Source organism: Streptomyces sp. NBC_00582, from assembly GCF_036345155.1.
GTDB lineage: Bacteria > Actinomycetota > Actinomycetes > Streptomycetales > Streptomycetaceae > Streptomyces.
On sequence record NZ_CP107772.1, the window covers coordinates 3,279,701 to 3,300,149 of the forward strand.

Below are 20,449 nucleotides of genomic sequence, written 5' to 3' on the forward strand. Positions count from 1 at the left end.
GGCGCCGCTGGGATCAGCTGCAGCCGCTGGTCGAGCCGCAGCCCTCGCAGATGTAGCAGGAACCGGCCCGCTGCATCTTCGTACCGCAGGAGAAGCAGAGCGGGGCGTCGGCCTGGATGCCGAGCTGCATCTCCACCAGCTCGGCGCTGGTGTGGGCCTGCTTCGGGGCGGGCTTGGCCACCTCGGCGTCGGCCTTCGGGGTGACGACGGCCTTCAGGTCCGTCTGACGCGGGGCCGACTGGGCCAGGCCCTCGACGTCGACGTCCTCCTCGGCCGGCTCGTAGGAACCGGTCTCCAGGTGGCGCTGGCGCTCCTCGGCGGAGTGGATGCCGAGCGCGGAGCGCGTCTCGAAGGGCAGGAAGTCGAGCGCCAGGCGGCGGAAGATGTAGTCGACGATCGACTGCGCCATCCGCACGTCCGGGTCGTCCGTCATGCCGGCCGGCTCGAAGCGCATGTTGGTGAACTTCGAGACGTACGTCTCGAGCGGCACGCCGTACTGCAGGCCCACGGAGACGGCGATGGAGAAGGCGTCCATCATGCCGGCGAGGGTGGAACCCTGCTTGGACATCTTCAGGAAGACCTCACCAAGGCCGTCGTCCGGGTAGGAGTTGGCCGTCATGTAGCCCTCGGCGCCACCGACCGTGAAGGAGGTTGTGATGCCGGGACGGCCCTTGGGGAGACGCTTGCGGACCGGGCGGTACTCGACGACCTTCTCGACCGCGGCACGGATCGTGTCCTCGGCCTTCTCGGTGATCTCGGCCTTCTCCTGCTCCTTGGTGTCCTTCGTCTTCGCGGAGAGGGGCTGGCCGACCTTGCAGTTGTCGCGGTAGATCGCGAGCGCCTTGACGCCGAGCTTCCAGGCCTCGAAGTAGATCTCCTCGACCTCCTCGACGGTCGCCGTCTCCGGCATGTTGACCGTCTTGGAGATGGCGCCGGAGATCCAGGGCTGGATAGCGGCCATCATGCGGACGTGGCCCATCGGGGAGATGGCGCGCTCGCCCATGGCGCAGTCGAACACCTCGTAGTGCTCCTGCTTGAGGCCGGGGGCGTCGATCACATTGCCGTTCTCGGCGATGTGGGCGACGATCGCCTCGATCTGCTCCTCCTGGTAGCCCAGGCGGCGCAGGGCCTGCGGGACGGTGCCGTTGACGATCTGCATCGAGCCGCCGCCGACCAGCTTCTTGAACTTGACCAGGGCGAGGTCGGGCTCGACACCGGTGGTGTCGCAGGACATCGCGAGACCGATGGTGCCGGTCGGGGCGAGCACGGACGCCTGGGAGTTACGGAAACCGTTCTTCTCGCCGAGACGCAGCACGTCCTGCCAGGCCTCCGTGGCGGCGGCCCAGACGGGGGTGTCGAGGTCGTCCATGCGCACGGCCGTGCCGTTGGCGTCGGCGTGCTGCTTCATGACGCGGTTGTGGGCGTCGGCGTTGCGGGCGTAGCCGTCGTACGGGCCGACGACCGAGGCCAGTTCGGCGGAGCGGCGGTAGGCCGTGCCGGTCATCAGGGAGGTGATGGCGCCGGCGAGGGCGCGGCCGCCGTCGGAGTCGTAGGCGTGGCCGGTGGCCATCAGCAGGGCACCGAGGTTGGCGTAGCCGATGCCGAGCTGGCGGAACGCGCGGGTGTTCTCGCCGATCTTCTGGGTGGGGAAGTCGGCGAAGCAGATGGAGATGTCCATCGCGGTGATGACGAGCTCGACGACCTTCTGGAAGCGCTCGGCGTCGAAGGACTGGGTGCCCTTGCCGTCGTCCTTGAGGAACTTCATCAGGTTCAGCGAGGCGAGGTTGCAGGACGTGTTGTCCAGGTGCATGTACTCGCTGCACGGGTTCGACGCGGTGATCCGGCCGGACTCGGGGCAGGTGTGCCAGTTGTTGATGACGCCGTCGTACTGGATACCGGGGTCGGCGCAGGCCCAGGCGGCCTCGGCGATCCTGCGGAAGAGCGCCTTGGCGTCGACCTCCTCGATGACCTCGCCGGTCATCCGGGCACGCAGGCCGAACTTGCCGCCCTGCTCGACGGCCTGCATGAACTCGTCGTTCACCCGGACCGAGTTGTTGGCGTTCTGGTACTGGACGGACGTGATGTCGTCGCCGCCCAGGTCCATGTCGAAGCCCGCGTCCCGCAGGACGCGGATCTTCTCCTCTTCCTTGACCTTGGTCTCGATGAAGTCCTCGATGTCGGGGTGGTCCACGTCGAGGACGACCATCTTGGCGGCGCGGCGGGTGGCGCCACCGGACTTGATGGTGCCGGCGGAGGCGTCGGCGCCGCGCATGAAGGAGACCGGCCCGGAGGCGTTGCCGCCGGAGGACAGCAGCTCCTTGGAGGAGCGGATGCGGGAGAGGTTCAGGCCGGCGCCGGAGCCGCCCTTGAAGATCATGCCCTCTTCCTTGTACCAGTCGAGGATCGACTCCATGGAGTCGTCGACGGCCAGGATGAAGCAGGCGGAGACCTGCTGGGGCTGCGGGGTGCCGACGTTGAACCAGACGGGGCTGTTGAAGCTGAAGATCTGGTGCAGCAGGGCGTAGGCCAGCTCGTGCTCGAAGATCTCGACGTCGGCGGGCGAGGCGAAGTACTTGTGGTCCTCGCCGGCCTTCGAGTACGTCTTCACGATGCGGTCGATCAGCTGCTTGAGGCTGACCTCCCGCTGGGGCGTGCCGACGGCACCGCGGAAGTACTTGCTGGTGACGATGTTGACCGCGTTCACCGACCAGAAGTCGGGGAACTCGACGCCACGCTGCTCGAAGTTGACCGAGCCGTCGCGCCAGTTGGTCATGACGACGTCACGACGCTCCCAGACCACCTCGTCGTACGGGTGCACGCCGGGGGTGGTGTGGATGCGCTCGATACGCAGGCCCTTGGCGGTCTTCGCGCCCTTCGCGCGGGACCCTCGTGCCGGACCGCTCGCCGTCTCTGTCATGCCGCCTCCCTGTACAGGCAAAAACGCCCTGAAATGCCACGATGTTCCCGTGGCACGGTGTTGTGTCTGATGCTGCGGACGTCGATGCACATGGTCCGCAGCAAGTCTTGGTCCGCCGCCGCCCGACCGGATCCGGAGCCTTGGCCCCGGTTCCGGCCCGCCGGGTCAGTCGGCGGAGTGGGCGGGCTCGGGGACCCGCGTGGTCCCTCCGCGCCCGCCGTCGTCTTCCCGGCCCCCCGTGACGGCTCCGGGGCCGTCTTCGCGGTCGTCGTCGTCCGCGGTGGAGCGTCCCGTCTGGTCCCTCAGTTCCGCGATCGCGGCCTCGAAGTCCTCGAGCGAGTCGAAGGCCCGATAGACCGAGGCGAACCGCAGATAGGCGACGAGGTCGAGTTCCTGCAACGGGCCGAGTATGGCCAGCCCCACGTCGTGGGTGGTGAGCTCGGCGCTTCCGGTGGCCCGCACCGCCTCCTCGACCCGCTGGCCGAGCTGGGCGAGTGCGTCCTCGGTGACAGGCCGTCCCTGGCACGCCTTGCGCACGCCGTTGATGACCTTGGTGCGGCTGAACGGCTCGGTGACTCCGGACCGCTTCACCACCATGAGAGAGCACGTCTCCACGGTCGTGAAACGACGGGAGCAGTCGGGACACTGGCGGCGCCTGCGGATGGACGTGCCGTCGTCCGTCGTACGGCTGTCGACAACACGGCTGTCGGGGTGCCTGCAGAAGGGGCAGTGCATGAAGTCCCAACCCTCCTCACAGCAGACTCAGTAGCCTCGCCGGGCCTCATGGGCCCCTCGAAGCAGCCCCAAGCATAGGCGATCCAAGGGGTTCTGAAGACCAGGGGCACCACAACTTGTGGGCCGCTGGCGACATCCAAGCACTAGATATGGGGCTTGGCCCATTCACCCAGGCCGTATCGCGTGTCGCGGTCGAAGCCCTCACCGCACGCGTTCCCACGGTCACGGCGAGCATGCGAAACCGGCCTCCACGCGCGCGTGTACAACCATGTCCGCGTGACGCATACGGCGATATCGTGAGCGCTGCAGGGAGGACCCGTGGGACTCTCGCACAGAGCGGGCCCGCCGCCAGGCCTGCCGGAAACGTGATGGCAGACTGGGGCGACAGCCCACAAGGGGGGGCGACCCCGGCGGTGAAGAGTACAACAACGGGCTCTTGCGTCCGCCAGTCACCGCGTTGGCCATACACCCCGACACATGATCAAGTCAGGCTAACCGCGCTTTTTCACTCGAACGTGTGTTTGGCGCAACCTTTCGAAAGCAACTACCGTTGTCCAGCAGGGAGACAATCGAGAGGGGCCGACGACGTGACCACCACCGCAGACAGCGCCACCATCACCGCCCAGGACCGCTCCCAGGGCCGACTCGAGCCGGTGCATGCGATGAACGAAGCCGTGAACCCGGAGGGGCACAAGCGCTCCCTGCCGGGCCGACCTCCAGGCATCCGGGCGGACAGCTCGGGCCTGACCGACCGGCAGCGCCGGGTGATCGAGGTCATCCGGGACTCCGTACAGCGGCGCGGCTACCCGCCGTCCATGCGGGAGATCGGCCAGGCCGTCGGCCTGTCCAGCACATCCTCGGTGGCGCACCAGTTGATGGCGCTGGAGCGCAAGGGCTTCCTGCGCCGTGACCCGCACCGCCCGCGCGCGTACGAGGTCCGCGGCTCCGACCAGGCCGTCTCCGTGCAGCCCACGGACACCGCCGGCAAGCCCGCCGCGTCGTACGTCCCGCTGGTGGGCCGGATCGCCGCAGGTGGCCCGATCCTCGCCGAGGAGTCCGTCGAGGACGTCTTCCCGCTCCCGAGGCAGCTCGTGGGCGACGGTGAGCTGTTCGTGCTGAAGGTCGTCGGCGACTCGATGATCGAAGCGGCGATCTGCGACGGCGACTGGGTCACCGTCCGCCGTCAGCCCGTCGCCGAGAACGGCGACATCGTGGCGGCCATGCTCGACGGCGAGGCCACCGTGAAGAGGTTCAAGCGCGAGGACGGCCATGTGTGGCTGCTCCCGCACAACGCGGCGTACGAGCCGATCCCCGGCGACGACGCGACGATCCTCGGCAAGGTGGTGGCGGTCCTCCGCCGCGTCTGAGCACGGCGGGCGGCCTCACCTCCTCCGCCCTCCCTTGACTGGGCCCCGGGATCCCTGCGCCGGTTCCGGGGCCCTGTGCTGTGCCGCCACACGTCACACGCCAGGCGCACACCTGCCGGCGAAGAGGTGGCCCGCACCGGTACGGGGACGGGCCACCCCGGCCTACTCCGCCTCGGCCTGCCGGGCCACGGCATCGATCGCCGCGAGCGACTTCCGCACCTGGTTGCGGTCCGTGGTGTACCAGAAGTCGGGCAGGGAGGCCTTGAGATAGCTCCCGTAGCGGGCCGTCGCCAGTCGCTGATCCAGTACGGCGACCACGCCCCGGTCCCCCGACGCGCGGACCAGGCGGCCGGCGCCCTGAGCCATGAGCAGCGCCGCGTGCGTGGCGGCCACGGCCATGAAGCCGTTGCCTCCCGCGTCCTCCACGGCCTTCTGGCGGGCGCTCATCAGCGGGTCGTCGGGACGCGGGAACGGGATCTTGTCCATGACCACCAGCTGACAGCTGGCCCCCGGCACGTCGACCCCCTGCCAGAGCGACAGGGTCCCGAAGAGACAGGTCTTCGGATCGGCCGCGAAGTTCTTGATCAGCTCTCCCAGGGTCTCCTCGCCCTGGAGGAGGATCGGGAACTCCGGGATCCGGCCGCGCAGCTCCTCGGCGGCGAGCTGGGCGGCGCGCATGGAGGAGAAGAGGCCGAGGGTGCGGCCGCCGGCCGCCTGGATCAGTTCGGTGAGTTCGTCCAGCATGTCGGCGCGATCGCCGTCGCGCGCGGGGCGGGACAGGTGCTTGGCGACATACAGGATGCCCTGCTTGCGGTAGTCGAAGGGCGATCCCACGTCGATGCCCTTCCACGGGGGAAGGTCGTCTCCCTCGGTGCCCTCCGGGGCGAGTCCCAGGGAGGCGCCCACGCCGTTGAAGTCCCCGCCGAGCTTCAGGGTCGCCGAGGCCAGGGTCACCGAGCGGTCGGCGAAGAGCTTCTCCCTCAGCAGGCCCGACACGGACATGGGGGCCACGCGCAGGGAGACGCCGAAGCGGTCGTGGCGTTCGTACCAGACGACGTCGTACTCGGAGCCGCCCACGATCCGCTCCGCAACGTCGTGCACGCTCTCCACCGAGGCGAGCGCCTGCTTGCGGACCGCGTCCTCGTCCTGGACGGACTTGTCGCGGGTGGCCCCGATGGCGGAGATGACGGTTCTCGCGGCGTCGCGCAGGGCCATGAGGGCGTAGTTGAGGTCCTCCGGGATCTCCTCCAGGCGGCCCGGCAGCGCCAGCTCCATCAGCCGCTCGAATCCCTCGGCGGCGGTCTGGAGCTGGTCGGCCGCCTTCTCGTTGACCAGTTTCGCGGCCCGCCGCACCGCCCGGTTGACCTGCCCCGGGGTGAGCTCGCCGGTGGCGACGCCGGTGACCCTCGACACCAGTTCGTGCGCCTCGTCGACGATCAGCACCTCGTGCTGAGGGAGGACCGGGGCGCCCTCGATGGCATCGATGGCCAGCAGGGCGTGGTTGGTGACGACGACCTCGGCCAGCTTGGCGCGCTCACGGGCCATCTCCGCGAAGCACTCGGCGCCGTAAGCGCACTTGGTCGCCCCGAGGCATTCCCGCGAGGACACCGACACCTGGGCCCAGGCCCGGTCGGACACGCCGGGGGTGAGGTCGTCGCGGTCGCCGGACTCGGTCTCGTCCGACCAGTCCCGCAACCGCAGCAGGTCCTGGCCCAGCTTGCTGCTGGGCGCGGCCGCCTCGAACTGGTCGAAGAGGCCCTCCTCCTCGTCCTGCGGGACGCCCTCGTGCAGACGGTGCAGGCACAGGTAGTTCGAGCGGCCCTTGAGCATCGCGAACTCCGGGCGCCTGCGCAGCAGCGGATGCAGCGCCTCGACCGTGCGCGGCAGATCCCGCTCCACGAGCTGGCGCTGCAGGGCCAGCGTGGCGGTGGCGACCACGACCCGCTCGCCGTGCGCGAGGGCGGGCACCAGGTAGCCCAGTGACTTACCGGTACCGGTGCCGGCCTGGACCAGGAGGTGGGAGCCGTCGTCGATCGCCTCCGCGACGGCTTCGGCCATGGCCACCTGGCCGGGGCGCTCCGTACCTCCGACTGCGGCGACGGCGGCGTGGAGGAGTTCGGGGAGTGAGGGCTTCGTCATAGCGCGACCACCCTACGGCGCGGCACTGACAAACGGGTGATCGAGCAGGTGGTCGGCGGGAAGAGCGGTGAGGGAATCACGGTGCGGGGCTTCTCGGATTCGGGGCCGGGGAAGGGTCTGCGGGACATCGGTGGGGTTGCCGGGGCCGGGGGAATGGAAGGCCGGGAAAAAATTCTCGGGGTTTTCGGGACGGGTGGGAACCGGCCGGAATTCCGAGGCGTTCCTCCTGTGACAGCACGGCTACTCAGAGTCACAAGACATCACGGAGGTTCCTGTCTCTGGCCATGAGAGCGGCCCGCTTGGCGGGCAGGTCGACCTCGGCGCAGAAGCGGAACCCGGCGCGGAGGAAGGCCGCGAGGGAAGGGGTGTTGCGAAGGTCGGGTTCAGCGACGACACGTGAGCAAGCGGGTCTCCTGTCGAGGACGAGGTCGGCGACAGCTCTCAGCAGGAGGCCGCCGAGTCCTCGCCCACGGGTGCCGGAGCCTCCGATGAGGAGATGGATGCCGGTGTCATGAGGCCGGACGGGGTAATGGCGGGCCAGCGGGTCGAGATCCGCCCGGTAGATCTCCCAGTAGCTCATGGGCGTGCCCTCCAGCACGCCGAGGCACGGGACGCTGTGGGAGTCGTCTGCCAGTTGGCGGCGCAGGTGCCGTTCGGTCAGTGTCCGGGGTCCCGCCAGGTCCCAGAACGCCGAGATCGCCGGCTCGTTCATCCACCGGCAGATCCGGGGGAGGTCGCGGTCGACCTGGACGGGGACGAGGTGGAAGACACCCGCGGGTGTGGGGGTGGGGCCCCAGTCGCCCAGGCGGTCGAGCGGGCCTGTGCGGACGGCGACGGCTGCGGCACGGGTGTCGCTGGGCGGCACGGTGGGCTCCTCTCAAGCCTGTGCGGGGTCGGGCCGTGTTCCTGAAGACGAAGGGAGTCGAAGTCGTGATGCGGACGGTTCAGGAGTGCAGGGGGTTGGCGATGGTGACGTACACGGACTGGGTCTCGACCGGGCCGACGAGTTCGTCCATGCCGTGCAGCCGGGTCAGCAGATTGGCCTTGCAGCGCAGCACGGGTGAGTCGAGGAGGCGGGCGGGCAGCGTGCTGCGCAGCCGGTGGGGACCGCCGGCCGCGGCGGTGAGAAAGCGGCGGAAGGCGGCGAGCAGCAGGCGCTCGTCGGCGAGACGCTGTGAGCCGAAGGCTCCGATGAGACCGAGGACGTTGTTGATACCCAGGTAGTAGGCGAAGCGCTCGTCGGTGACCTCGTCGGAGACGAAGGTGTCGCTGTGCTCGCCGATACCGGGCAGCCGGGCTTCGAGTTCCGCGCGGCGGGAGTCACGGAAGTAGTAGCCCTGGTTGTCGCGGTACCGGCCGCCGGAGGGCCAGCCGTCGGAGTCCAGCACGAGCAGCGTGTTCTGCTGGTGGGCCTCCAGGGCGATGCCCGTTTCTCCGTCGAGCCAGAGCACCGGGCGTACGACGTGTTCCAGGTATCGCAGGAACCACTCGGCGGCGACCGTGGTGAGAGGGCGTCCTGTCCGTGCGGCGAGGCGGGTGACGATCTGGGCCAGTCGTGAGCTCTGCGCGGGACGCGGGTCCGGGGCGGCCGTCGCGGCTGCGGGGTACGGGCGGAGCGAGACGAGGCCGGCGATGCAGGAGACGTCGTCCGTGGGGGCGAAGGGGTTGTGGCGGATCACGACGTCGAGTCCGGGCACCGGGCGTCCGTCGGTCCCGTCCACGGCCAGCCAGGCCGGATCGCGGACGATGTCGAAACCGGGATGGGCCGACTGCCACTGGCGGGAGAGGTTGGTGCGCAGCAGACGGTGGACTTCGACGCCGCGGTGGAGTTCCTTGCGCAGGTTCTCTCGGCGGGAGTTGGTGATGCGCAGGCCCAGCGACAGTTTGAGCATCGCCGGGGCACCGGACCGGTGGACGGTGCGTACGGAGGACGTCGGGTACCACGGTTCGCCCTGGGCACCGAGGTCCCGGAGCAGCCCGGCTTCGAACAGGGCGGCGATCTCTGGGCGGTGCCGGACCTCACGCAGTTGCCAGGGGTGCGTCGGCAGGAGGGCGTAGCCGTCGGGCGCCGCGGGGCGGTCGAGCGAGGGCGGTTCGGCGCCGGCGAGTCGGGCCGTCAGCCGCTGGGCGGGGAGGGCACGGCCGCCTACGGTCCAGGCGGAGTCGGTGGCCAGCACGGAAGGAGCGACAGCAAGCCAGTGCAGGGGGAAGGAGCCGCGCAACTCGGGTGAGTACAGGCGGGCTTCCGCGTCGGAGAGGCCTTCTCGGCTCTTCGGGGTCGGGTGCAGCGGGTGCCCGAGGAGCAGTGACTGTTCGGCGGAGAGGAACAGGTCGGGGCCGTCGGCGGGGTGGCTGCGGCGGTCGCTGATGAAGTCCGCGGTGCGGCGGACGGAGTCGGCGACCCGGGACACCAGGTCCACCGGGTCGGTGCTGTGACCGGCCGATCGAGGGGGGATGGATGGCCTGGGCGGCTCGGGTGTCCCGGATGGGCTGGGCGGTTCGGGAGTCTCGCGGGACAGCAAGGCGGCGACCGTGACGGCGTCCGCGGGTGGGGACTGTTCCGGGGCGTCGGCCAGGCGTGGGAGGCCGAAGCGGTGCCAGCCGGTCGGGGACCAGTGGTGGACGGGGGTGAGCAGGGCGGTGCCGCTGGCGGGCAGCGGCACGCGGAGGATGCCGTCGGCGGGGGCGGCGGGCAGGCCGGTCTCTCGCACCCAGCAGCGCAGCAGGTTCTCCACGGCCGCCGCCTGGGCGGCGGTGTGCGGGTCGGCGTGGTCCAGGAGGTGGGCCGGGCCGCGGTGCGCGGCTTCGGCGGGAGTGGCGTGGCGCTGCTGAGGAGGGACGGAAGCGTTCGGTGCGGCGTGGATCGACGGAACGGAGGAGGTGGATGCCGGTGTGGTGGAAACGGAGGAGGTGGATGCCGATGTGGCGGAATCGACCGAAGTGGGGCCGGGAGAGCCGGTGGGCGCAGGGGAGTTGTTCATGGTCGTTCCTCAGCGGGTGGGGCCGACGCGGTCGGCTGCGTGCCGGTCCGGAACGGCGGTGGGGGCGCGGGAGGCCGGCGCGGCTGGTCCTTCTCGCTCTGGCCCCTGTGGTGGGCGTGGTGGCGGGCCGCCGCCTCGATCGCGTCGGCCAGCCGGTCGAGTACGGCGGCCGCCTGCTCGTCGGTGATCGTCAGGGGCGGAAGAAGGCGTACGACGCCGGCATGGCGGCCCCCCAGTTCGACGATCAGGCCGCGGCGCAGACACTCCTGCTGGACGGCGGCGGCGAGCGCGGGAGCGGCGGGGTGGGGGCCGTGAGCCGACGCGGACGGCTCAGGCGGGCGGGGCTCAGCTTCCGGGTCGACCAGTTCGACCCCGATCATCAGTCCGCGTCCGCGCACGTCCCCGATGCACGGGAAATGCTGGGCGAGGCACCGGAGTTGGTCCAGCAGGTGGGCTCCCAGGGTGGCCGCGCGTTCGGCGAGGCGGTTCTCCCGGACGTGGGCGAGGGTGGCCGTGCCGGCGGCCATGGCGAGTTGGTTGCCGCGGAAGGTGCCCGCGTGGGCGCCCGGTTCCCAGACGTCGAGGTCGTCGCGGTAGACGACGACGGCGAGGGGCAGGCTGCCGCCGATGGCTTTGGAGAGGACCATCACATCGGGGCTGATCCCGCTGTGTTCCACCGCCCAGAAGGCGCCGGTGCGTCCGACGCCGGTCTGGACCTCGTCGGCGATGAGAGGGATGGAGCGGTCGGCGGTGATCTGCCGCATGCGCCGCATCCAGGTGTCCGGGGCGGGGATGACGCCGCCCTCGCCCTGGACGGGCTCGAGGATCATCCCGGCCGGGTGTCGCACGCCGGACTTGGGGTCGTCGAGGACGGACTCGGTCCAGCGGGCGGCGAGTTCGGCGCCGCGTGCGCCGCCGACGCCGAAGGGGCAGCGGTAGTCCTGCGGATAGGGCAGTCGCGCCACCCGGACGTCGAAGGCGCCGCCGGAGGCTTCGAGGGAGCCGGTGGTCATGCCGTGGTAGGCGCCGGTGAAGGCCAGGACCCCCGTGCGGCCGGTGGCGGCGCGGACGAGTTTGAGCGCGGCCTCCACGGCGTCCGTGCCCGCGGGCCCGCAGAACTGCACGCGGGCGCGGTCGGCGAGAGCGGGTGGCAGGGTGCGGAAGAGCTCGGTGATGAAGGCGTCCTTGACCGGGGTGGCGAGGTCGAGGATGTGCAGGGGCGCCCCCGAGTCGAGGACCTTGCGGATGGCCTCCAGGACGACGGGGTGGTTGTGGCCGAGCGCGAGGGTGCCGGCGCCGGAGAGGCAGTCGAGGTAGCGGCGGCCGTCGGCGCCCTCGATGGTCAGTCCCCGGGCCCGGACCGGCACGATGGGCAGGGCGCGCGCATAGGTGCGGGCCGCCGACTCGCGTGCCGACTGGCGCCGGAGGATCCCCTCGTGCGTGGGCCGTCGGCCGGCCTGGCCGACGGGGGACCGTCCGGCGGGCGATGGTCCGGCGGATCGCCCCGACGGAACCTCCTCGGGCACTGGCTCGGTCACGGTTCCCTGTCCTCCCGCAGTTCAGGGGGCCGAGCGCGCGCAGCGGACCCCCCACCGCTACCAACCCCGGACGGCTGCCCCGGTTACGGGTTGCCCCAAGATCCTTGCCGTGACGGAACCGTTGCCCTCCCGTCGGAAGTCCCCCACAGCGAACGCATATCGTGTGGAGGCGTTTCAAGTTCGTTGACAGCAGGGGGAGTCAGACCATGCGATCGATACGGCCGTCGTTCACCGCTCGTCGAGGGGGGAACGCGCGCCGCAGAACCTCCCCCGTGCTCGGAGCAGTCGCCCTCGCCTCGGTCCTCGCGCTCACCGCGACCGCCTGCGACTCGGGCGACACCACCGCGGACGGCCAGGCCAGTGCCTCGGCCACGGCGGGCGGTGACGGAAAGATCAAGATCCCGGACGACATCAAGGACCGGCTCAAGGAGCACGGGATCGATCTGGACAAGTGGAAGAACGGCGCATGGAAGAACTGGGACAAGGACGACTGGCTGCGTGAGGCCCAGGACTACGTCAACCCGATCATCAAGGGCCTGTGGGACCCGGACCGGATGCGGGAGGCGGAGGACCCGGACCGGGGGGTGGACGACAACGACCTCTCCGGCGACCAGGGGGTGACCGACCCGACGCCGGAAGCCGTGGACGCCAAGGCCGTACCGACGACGTACCACGCCAACGCCCCCGAGGCGGGCAAGGTGTTCTTCGACTCCCCCGAGGGCACGATGGTCTGCTCGGCGACGGTCGTGAAGGACCCGGCCCACCCGGGCAAGTCGAACCTGGTGTGGACGGCGGGCCACTGTGTGCACGCGGGCAAGAAGGGCGGCTGGTACCGCAACATCGCGTTCGTGCCGTCGTACAACGACAAGGGTCTGTCCTCCGAGCAGATGCAGTCGGCGACCAGGGAGGAGTCCGCTCCGTACGGCGTCTGGTGGGGCGACTGGGTGAAGACCTCGGACCAGTGGATCGCGCAGGGCGGGGAGACGGGCGGTGACGGGGCGCCGTACGACTTCGCCGTCATCCATGTGACGCCGGAGGCCGGTGGTACCGGCAAGTCGCTGGAGGAGACGGTCGGTTCGGCGCTGCCGGTGGACTTCAACGCCCCGGCGGTGCCGAAGGTGGACAGCATCACCGCGACGGGCTACCCGGCGGCGGCGCCGTTCGACGGGCTCAAGCTCTACCAGTGCCAGGACAGGCCGGGGCGGCTGTCGTTCAGTGAGTCGGACCCGACGATGTACCGGATCGGCTGCACGATGACGGGTGGTTCGTCCGGCGGTGGCTGGGTGGCGACGGGGTCGGACGGCAAGCCGGCGCTGGTGTCCAACACATCGATCGGGCCGGTGCGTTCGGGCTGGCTCGCGGGGCCTCGGCTGGGTGAGGTGGCCAAGGGTGTGTACGAGTCGGTGAGCGACAAGTTCGCCCGGTAGGAGACGCACCGCGGACATGACGAAGGCCCGCCCCCGTGAGAGAGGGGGCGGGCCTTCGTCCGCCGGTCAGGCGAGCGGGGCCGGGACGTACGGTGCGAGGTCGGCGGCCAGTTCCTCGTGCACCCGCACCTTGAGGAGCGTGCCCTCCGCCGTGTGCTCCGCGGAGATCACCTCGCCCTCGGTGTGGGCGCGGGCGACGAGCTTGCCGTGGGTGTACGGCACCAGCGCCTCGATCTCGACCGAGGGCCGCGGCAGCTCGCTGTCGATGAGCGCGAGCAGTTCCTCGATGCCCTGGCCGGTGCGGGCCGAGACGGCGATGGAGCGCTTCTCGATCCGCATCAGCCGCTGGAGGGTCAGCGGATCGGCCGCGTCCGCCTTGTTGATCACGACGATCTCGGGCACGCCGATGGCGCCGACGTCACGGACCACCTCGCGCACGGCGGCGAGCTGCTCCTCCGGGTTGGGGTGGGAGCCGTCCACCACGTGCAGGATCAGGTCGGACTCGCCGACCTCCTCCATGGTGGAGCGGAACGCCTCGACCAGGTGGTGCGGCAGGTGCCGGACGAAGCCGACGGTGTCCGCCAGCGTGTACAGGCGGCCGCTCGGGGTCTCGGCCCGGCGCACGGTGGGATCGAGGGTCGCGAACAGGGCGTTCTCGACGAGGACGCCCGCACCGGTGAGCCGGTTGAGCAGGGAGGACTTGCCGGCGTTGGTGTAGCCCGCGATGGCGACGGACGGCACCTTGTGGCGCTTGCGCTCCTGGCGCTTGATCTCGCGGCCGGTCTTCATCTCCGCGATCTCCCGGCGCATCTTCGCCATCTTCTCGCGGATCCGTCGCCGGTCCGTCTCGATCTTGGTCTCACCGGGACCACGGGTGGCGAGGCCGCCGCCCTTGCCGCCGCCCATCTGCCGGGACAGCGACTGACCCCAGCCGCGCAGTCGCGGCAGCATGTACTGCATCTGCGCGAGGGCGACCTGCGCCTTGCCCTCTCGGGACTTCGCGTGCTGGGCGAAGATGTCGAGGATCAGGGCCGTACGGTCGATGACCTTGACCTTGACGACGTCCTCGAGATGGATGAGCTGGCCCGGGCTGAGCTCACCGTCGCAGATGACGGTGTCCGCGCCCGTCTCGAGGACGATGTCCCGCAGTTCGTCGGCCTTGCCGGAGCCGATGTAGGTGGCCGCGTCGGGCTTGTCGCGGCGCTGGATCACGCCGTCGAGCACGAGCGCGCCCGCGGTCTCCGCGAGGGCGGCGAGCTCCGCGAGGGAGTTGTCCGCGTCCTGCACGGTCCCCGTGGTCCAGACGCCGACGAGGACGACCCGCTCCAGGCGGAGCTGGCGGTACTCGACCTCGGTGACGTCCTCGAGCTCGGTGGAGAGGCCCGCGACGCGGCGCAGGGCCGCGCGCTCGGAGCGGTCGAACTGGTCGCCGTCCCGCTCTCCGTCGATCTCGTGGCTCCAGGCGACGTCCTCTTCCATCAGGGCATCGGCCCGAAGACCTTCGGGGTAGGCGTGCGCGAAGCGCTTGGTGTCCTGGGAAGGGGAAGAAGAGGAGGTCATTGGGTCCTTACGTCGTTGGGGGTACCGATGCGGCGGAGTTCACCGTGCATGGTGGACAACGCACGAGTACCCCGGGAGATTCCCGTGCCCCGTGCGGCGCCGACCTGACGATGGTCGCACGGTACGCCCCGTCTCGTCACGGCCTTATTCGGGTGCCCAAGGGGCCTGTGGGGTGGGCGGGACTTACGGGGTCTTGGTGGCGCGCGGGACCTGTGAGGCCTTGGGCGCCTTGGTCGCCGGGGTCGGCTTCCAGTCGGGGTGACCGGGCATGGGCGGGGTCCTCTCCCCGTACAGCCAGGCCTGGAAGAAGTCGCCGAGGTCGCGTCCGGAGATCTCCTCGGCGAGCCGCCGGAAGTCCGCCGTGGTGGCGGTGGAGTCCCTGTGGTCGCGCACCCAGTCCCGCTCGAGCTGTTCGAACGCCTTCACGCCGATCTCCTGGCGCAGGGCGAACAGGGCGAGGGCGGCCCCGTCGTAGACGTTCGGGCGGAAGATGCTGATCTTCTCGCCGGGGGCGGGCGGCTTGGGGAGCGCAGGGGGGCCGCCGGCGGCGCGCCAGCGATCGGACGCGCCGTACGCCGCCTTCATGCGCTCCTGAAGGGTGGGGCCGCCCTTCTCCTCGGCGTAGAGGGCCTCGTACCAGGTGGCGTGGCCCTCGTTGAGCCAGAGGTCGGACCAGACGCGCGGGCTGACGCTGTCGCCGAACCACTGGTGGGACAGCTCGTGCACCATGATCGACTCGATGTACCACTTGGGGTAGCCGGGCTCGGTGAAGAGGTCCTTCTCGAAGAGGGACAGGGTCTGCGTCTCGAGTTCGAAGCCGGTGTCGGCCTCGGCCATGAGCACGCCGTAGGTCTCGAAGGGGTAGGGCCCGACCTTGTTCTCCATCCAGGTGATCTGGTCGGGGGTCTTCTTGAGCCAGGGTTCGAGCACCGCTCGGTCCTTCGTGGGCACCACGTCCCGGACCGGCAGACCGCGCGGGCCGTCGCGGTGCAGGACGGTGGAGCGGCCGATGGAGACCTGGGCGAGCTCGGTGGCCATGGGGTGCTGGGTGCGGTACGTCCAGGTGGTCGTCCCGCCGGCGCGTTCGGCGCCGGTGGGCAGCCCGTTGGCGACGGCCGTGTAGTCGTCGGGGGCGGTGATCCGGATGGTGAACATCGCCTTGTCGGAGGGGTGGTCGTTGCACGGGAACACCAGGTGGGCGACATCGGCCTGGTTGGCCATGGCGAGACCGTCGGCGGTGCGCACCCAGCCGCCCTCCCGGTCGCCGGGGCCCACCGGATCGCTGGTGTGCCGCACGGTGATCCGCGTCCAGCTTCCCGCGGTCAGCGGGGTTTCGGGGGTGACGACCAGGTCGTCGCCGGCGCTCTCGAACGTGGCGGGCCTGCCGTTGACCTCGACCGACTCGACCTTGCCCCGCGCGAAGTCGAGGTTGATCCGGTCCAGGGTCGTGGTGGTCCAGGCGTCGAGGGTGGTGACCGCCTGCAGCGGCTTGCTGTTGGAGCCGGAGTACGTGAAGGAGAGGTCGTACGCCGCGACGTCGTAGCCGGGGTTGCCCAGCTGGGGGAAGAGGCGGTCGCCGACGCCGAGCGGTTCCGCCGGGGCGCTCGCCGCGACGAGGCAGACGGAGACGGCTGAGGCGAGCAGCGCGGACTTCAGCCGACGGGAGGCGGCACGTGGACGGGGAGCCCCGGGGCGCAGCCCCGAGGAGCGGGGGGTGAGCAGCATGCATCACCGCTACCAGCGCTCACCTGCCCTGCGACGGCGACGCGCGCCCGGCCCACCCGAACGGGTGGCTCAGGAGGCCGAGGCGTGGTGCTGGGCGCGGCTCACGTCGTAGACGCCGGGGACGTTCCGCATGGCGCGCATGAGGGTGGGCAGATGGGCCGCGTCGGGGAGCTGGACGGTGTACGTGTGGCGTACGCGCTGCTGGCTCGGGGGTTCGACGGTCGCGGAGACGATCTCGGCGCCCTCCAGGGCCATGGCCTCCGTGAGGTCGGCGAGCAGATGGGGACGGCCGAACGACTCGGCGACCAGGGTGACCCGGCACTCGGTGGTGTCGCCCCAGCGCACGTCGACGGCCGCGCGCCCCGCGTCGGTCATGCGGGCCACCGCGGCGCACTCCGCGCGGTGCACGGTCACCACTCCCCCGCGTACGGCGAAGCCGGTGACCTCGTCGGCCGGTACGGGGGTGCAGCAGCCGGCGAGGCGTACGCCGGCGTCCGGCCGGCCGACGACGGTGATGGCGGTGTCGGGGCGGGACAGGGGGGTGTCGGCGGTCGGGTCGGGAGCCGGTGCGGGGGCCGGTGTCTCGGTGGCATCGGTCCGTACGGCGGATCCGGTCCGGCCCTCGGCCGCCTCTCCCGTGTCCTCCTCCGCCGGGGCCGGATGCGTCGCGAGCCAGCGCTGGATGGCGATCCGCGCGGCGGGGGTGTGGGCGTGCTCCAGCCACTCCCTGGAGGGCTCGGAGGCGGGGTCCTGGCCCATGAGGAGCTGGACGGTGTCGCCGTCCCGCAGCACGGTGCTCAGGGTGGCGAGCCGGCCGTTGACGCGGGCGCCGATGCAGGCGTGCGCGTCCTCGCCGTACTGCGCGTAGGCGGCGTCGACGCAGGTGGCGCCCTCGGGGAGGCCGAGGGTGCCGCCGTCGGGGCGGAAGACGGTGATCTCGCGGTCCTGGGCGAGGTCCTCGCGCAGGGTGGACCAGAAGGTGTCGGTGTCGGGCGCGGCCTCCTGCCAGGCGAGGAGGCGGGAGAGCCAGCCGGGCCGGGTCGGGTCGACCCGCTCCCCGTCGGCGCGCTCCCCGTCGAGCCGGTCCCCGTCCGCCGGGGCGCCCTCGCGGGTCTGCTCCTCCTGCGGACCGACGTAGGGATTGCCGAGCGCGACGACGCCGGCCTCGGCGACCTTGTGCATCTGGTGGGTGCGGATGAGGACTTCGGCGACCTGGCCGTCCTCGCGGGCGACGGCGGTGTGCAGCGACTGGTACAGGTTGAACTTGGGTACGGCGATGAAGTCCTTGAACTCCGAGACGACGGGCGTCATACAGGTGTGCAGTTCACCGAGGACGGCGTAACAGTCCGCGTCCTCGTTGACGAGCACCAGCAGGCGGCCGAAGTCGCAGCCGCGCAGTTGGCCGCGCTTGCGTGAGACCCGGTGGACGGAGACGAAGTGCCGTGTCCGGATGAGGACTTCGGCCTGGATGCCGGCCTCGCGCAGGACCGCGCGCATGGCGTCGGCGAACTCGGCGAGGGGGTCGTCCGCACGGGAGGCGTTGTCGACGATCAGCTCGCGGGTGCGCTCGTACTCCTCGGGATGGAGGATCGCGAAGACGAGGTCCTCCAGCTCGGTCTTGAGGGCCTGGACACCGAGGCGTTCGGCGAGCGGGATGAGGAAGTCCCGGGTGATCTTGGCGATGCGCTCCTGTTTCTCGGGGCGCATCACGCCGAGGGTGCGCATGTTGTGCAGCCGGTCGGCGAGTTTGATCGACATCACGCGGACGTCGCTGCCGGTGGCGACGAGCATCTTGCGGAAGGTCTCGGGTTCGGCGGCGGCGCCGTAGTCGACCTTCTCCAGCTTGGTGACGCCGTCGACGAGGTAGCGCACCTCCTCGCCGAACTGCTCGCGCACCTGGTCGAGCGTCACATCGGTGTCCTCGACGGTGTCGTGGAGCAGAGAGGCCGTCAAGGTGGTGGTCTCCGCGCCGAGTTCGGCGAGGATCAGGGTCACGGCGAGCGGGTGGGTGATGTACGGCTCGCCGCTCTTGCGCATCTGGCCGCGGTGCGAGGACTCGGCGAGCACATAGGCGCGGCGCAGGGGTTCGAGGTCGGCATCCGGGTGGTGGGCGCGGTGGGCCTCGACGACATGGCCGATCGCGTCGGGCAGCCGGCCCCGGGAGGGGCTGCCGAGCAGGGCGGCCCGGCCCAGGCGGCGCAGGTCGATCCGGGGCAGGCTGCGCCTGCGGGGCGTGGCCGGCGCTACCGGGCCCGGCGTCGCAGGGTTCGTGGCCTCCGCACTCATGGGCACCTCCGGCTGCGTGGACCGGCGGACGGGGTGTCCCAGGGCGGACACGGCTCAGGGGACTGGCAGAGTCCCCCGTCCGGGCCGGTGCTTGATGCTACCGAGCCCATCACGTGCGACTGACCGCCTCTCGCCGAGCGTGAAACGGATCACCCATTCGAGCGACGATTTGGGGGTTTACGGTTTTGCGCCACCAGAATCAGGACGGGCAGCCATTTCGAATCCCTGACCGTGCCTCAGGTGTGCGGTCGCGCCGTCCACGCCCGCACACACCTGCGATACGAAGCCGTCATGGCGTCAACGAGCGGCGTTTTCCAGCCACTCGGGGTCGATCTCGCCTGTGGCGACGATCACTGCGGGTCCGGTCATCTCGATCTCGCCGTCGGGCCGCTCGGTGATCACCAGACGGCCGCCGGGGACGTCCACGGTGTATGTGGCCGGGGTCCCGGTGACGGCCGGGTCGGCGCCGTCCCTGCGGGCGGTGGCCACGGCGACGGCACACGCGCCGGTGCCGCAGGAGCGGGTCTCGCCGGAGCCCCGCTCGTGCACGCGCAGGGCGACGTGCCCAGGGCCGCGGTCGACGACGAACTCGACGTTGACCCCGTCCGGGTAGGCGGAGGCGGGGCTGAAGGGCGGCGGGCTGTACAGGTCGCCGGCGTGCGCGAGGTCCTCGACGAAGGCGACGGCGTGCGGGTTGCCCATGTTCACGTTCCGCGCGGGCCAGCTGCGCTCGCCGACGCTCACGGTGACCTCGCCCTCGGGGAGGCGCGCCCGGCCCATGCCGACGGTGATGTCGCCGTCCTTGGCGATGTGCGCGCTCTTGACGCCCGCGCGCGTGGCGACGGCGATGTCACCCTCGGGGACGAGTCCCGCGTGCTGGAGGTAGCGGGCGAACACGCGCACGCCGTTGCCGCACATCTCGGCGATCGAGCCGTCGCCGTTGCGGTAGTCCATGAACCACTCGGCCTCGGTCGCCATGTCCCGCGCCTCGGGGTGCGCGGCGGAGCGCACGACGTGCAGCAGCCCGTCACCGCCGATGCCCGCGCGCCGGTCGCACAGGGCGGCGACGGCGGCCGGGGGGAGGTCGACGACGTTCTCCGGGTCCGGGACGATCACGAAGTCGTTCTCGGTCCCGTGGCCCTTGAGGAAGGCGATCCGCGTGCTCATTCCTCGATCGTACGGCGTGGCACCGACAGGCCCGTCAGCGCAGGCGGGCGACTCTCCACACGGCGAGGACCGCCACCACGGCGACCAGGACGACGTACGCCAGGACGACCCGCCAGTCGGGACGGCGGCCGGAGCCGCGCGCGGGGAGACCGGGCCACGTGTAACCCACGCGACGCGCGGCCATCATGCCCCAGCCGGCCGCACAGGAGCAGATCAGCAGCCCCAGCATGGCGATCACGGCCCCGCTGTCGCCGAAGTCGAAGGCGAGAGGAAACGCGAACATCAGGGAACCGGTCGCGGAGAGGGCGACGATGGGCGCGAGCTGCCAGATCCGCAGGCGGCGCTGCGGGCGCAGCTCGACCTCGACCTCGGGCCCGCTCGCGAACATCTCCTCGGGCTCGGGACCGTCGTCGGTCACCCCGCCGCCCTGGGTGTCGTCCACCACGTCGGGGTCCACCGCGTCGGGAAGGGCACGCCCCTCCTCGGGCTCCGGTTCCCCACGCTCCGGGGTGAGGCCCTCGGTGCCTTGTGCGGTGTCACGAGGGCCGGCCTCCATCGCCACGCGCCCTCCCAACTCGGACTCCACTTGGTCGATCGAAGCTCGATG

At 70.8% G+C, this 20,449-nt stretch carries 13 protein-coding genes; 2 read left to right on the forward strand and 11 right to left on the reverse strand.

What is annotated here, in order from left to right:
• Window positions 1-13: 13 nt before the first annotated feature.
• Both OG852_RS14125 and nrdR read right to left on the reverse strand, forming a co-directional pair.
• The gene (locus tag OG852_RS14125; protein WP_330348103.1) at window positions 14-2,917 is read right to left on the reverse strand and encodes a vitamin B12-dependent ribonucleotide reductase; all 2,904 of its coding nucleotides are present in this window, start codon (window positions 2,915-2,917) and stop codon (window positions 14-16) included.
• Window positions 2,918-3,082: 165 nt separating this feature from the next.
• Entirely contained in the window at window positions 3,083-3,652 is a 570-nt protein-coding gene (gene nrdR, locus OG852_RS14130; RefSeq protein WP_133914018.1) for a transcriptional regulator NrdR, read from the reverse strand.
• A 587-nt stretch (window positions 3,653-4,239) separates the two neighbouring features.
• Between nrdR and lexA the strand changes: the two genes are divergently transcribed.
• Complete coding sequence (gene lexA, locus OG852_RS14135; protein WP_055635752.1) at window positions 4,240-5,019, forward strand: transcriptional repressor LexA; 780 nt, start codon at window positions 4,240-4,242, stop codon at window positions 5,017-5,019.
• A gap of 162 nt (window positions 5,020-5,181) precedes the next feature.
• On the opposite strand, the gene OG852_RS14140 is transcribed toward lexA, so the two are convergent.
• The 4 genes from OG852_RS14140 to OG852_RS14155 form a co-directional block, all read right to left on the reverse strand.
• Entirely contained in the window at window positions 5,182-7,158 is a 1,977-nt protein-coding gene (locus OG852_RS14140) for an ATP-dependent DNA helicase (RefSeq protein WP_330348104.1), read from the reverse strand.
• A 250-nt stretch (window positions 7,159-7,408) separates the two neighbouring features.
• Window positions 7,409-8,023, reverse strand: coding sequence for a GNAT family N-acetyltransferase (locus tag OG852_RS14145; RefSeq protein WP_133914016.1), 615 nt, complete (start codon window positions 8,021-8,023; stop codon window positions 7,409-7,411).
• Between the two features lie 79 nt (window positions 8,024-8,102).
• Window positions 8,103-10,139, reverse strand: coding sequence for an IucA/IucC family protein (locus OG852_RS14150; protein WP_330348105.1), 2,037 nt, complete (start codon window positions 10,137-10,139; stop codon window positions 8,103-8,105).
• Window positions 10,136-11,569: a diaminobutyrate--2-oxoglutarate transaminase family protein gene (locus tag OG852_RS14155; RefSeq protein ID WP_330351446.1), complete on the reverse strand. Its 1,434-nt coding sequence runs from the start codon at window positions 11,567-11,569 to the stop codon at window positions 10,136-10,138. Before OG852_RS14155 ends, OG852_RS14150 begins: the two co-directional genes overlap by 4 nt.
• Before the next feature lie 314 nt (window positions 11,570-11,883).
• Here OG852_RS14155 and OG852_RS14160 point away from each other — a divergent pair, with 314 nt between their 5' ends.
• The gene (locus OG852_RS14160) at window positions 11,884-13,104 is read left to right on the forward strand and encodes a trypsin-like serine peptidase (protein ID WP_133914015.1); all 1,221 of its coding nucleotides are present in this window, start codon (window positions 11,884-11,886) and stop codon (window positions 13,102-13,104) included.
• Between the two features lie 66 nt (window positions 13,105-13,170).
• Here the strand turns inward: OG852_RS14160 and hflX are convergent, their stop codons facing one another.
• From hflX to OG852_RS14185, 5 genes are all read right to left on the reverse strand, one after another.
• Window positions 13,171-14,664, reverse strand: coding sequence for a GTPase HflX (gene hflX, locus OG852_RS14165; RefSeq protein ID WP_133914014.1), 1,494 nt, complete (start codon window positions 14,662-14,664; stop codon window positions 13,171-13,173).
• 183 nt (window positions 14,665-14,847) lie between these two features.
• Window positions 14,848-16,389: a M1 family metallopeptidase gene (locus tag OG852_RS14170; RefSeq protein ID WP_330348106.1), complete on the reverse strand. Its 1,542-nt coding sequence runs from the start codon at window positions 16,387-16,389 to the stop codon at window positions 14,848-14,850.
• A 69-nt stretch (window positions 16,390-16,458) separates the two neighbouring features.
• Complete coding sequence (locus OG852_RS14175; RefSeq protein WP_330348107.1) at window positions 16,459-18,675, reverse strand: RelA/SpoT family protein; 2,217 nt, start codon at window positions 18,673-18,675, stop codon at window positions 16,459-16,461.
• A gap of 297 nt (window positions 18,676-18,972) precedes the next feature.
• On the reverse strand, window positions 18,973-19,842 hold the full coding sequence (gene dapF / locus OG852_RS14180) for a diaminopimelate epimerase (RefSeq protein WP_133914011.1): 870 nt from the start codon (window positions 19,840-19,842) through the stop codon (window positions 18,973-18,975).
• Between the two features lie 34 nt (window positions 19,843-19,876).
• Window positions 19,877-20,398, reverse strand: coding sequence for a hypothetical protein (locus OG852_RS14185; RefSeq protein ID WP_133914187.1), 522 nt, complete (start codon window positions 20,396-20,398; stop codon window positions 19,877-19,879).
• Between the last annotated feature and the right edge of the window lie 51 nt (window positions 20,399-20,449).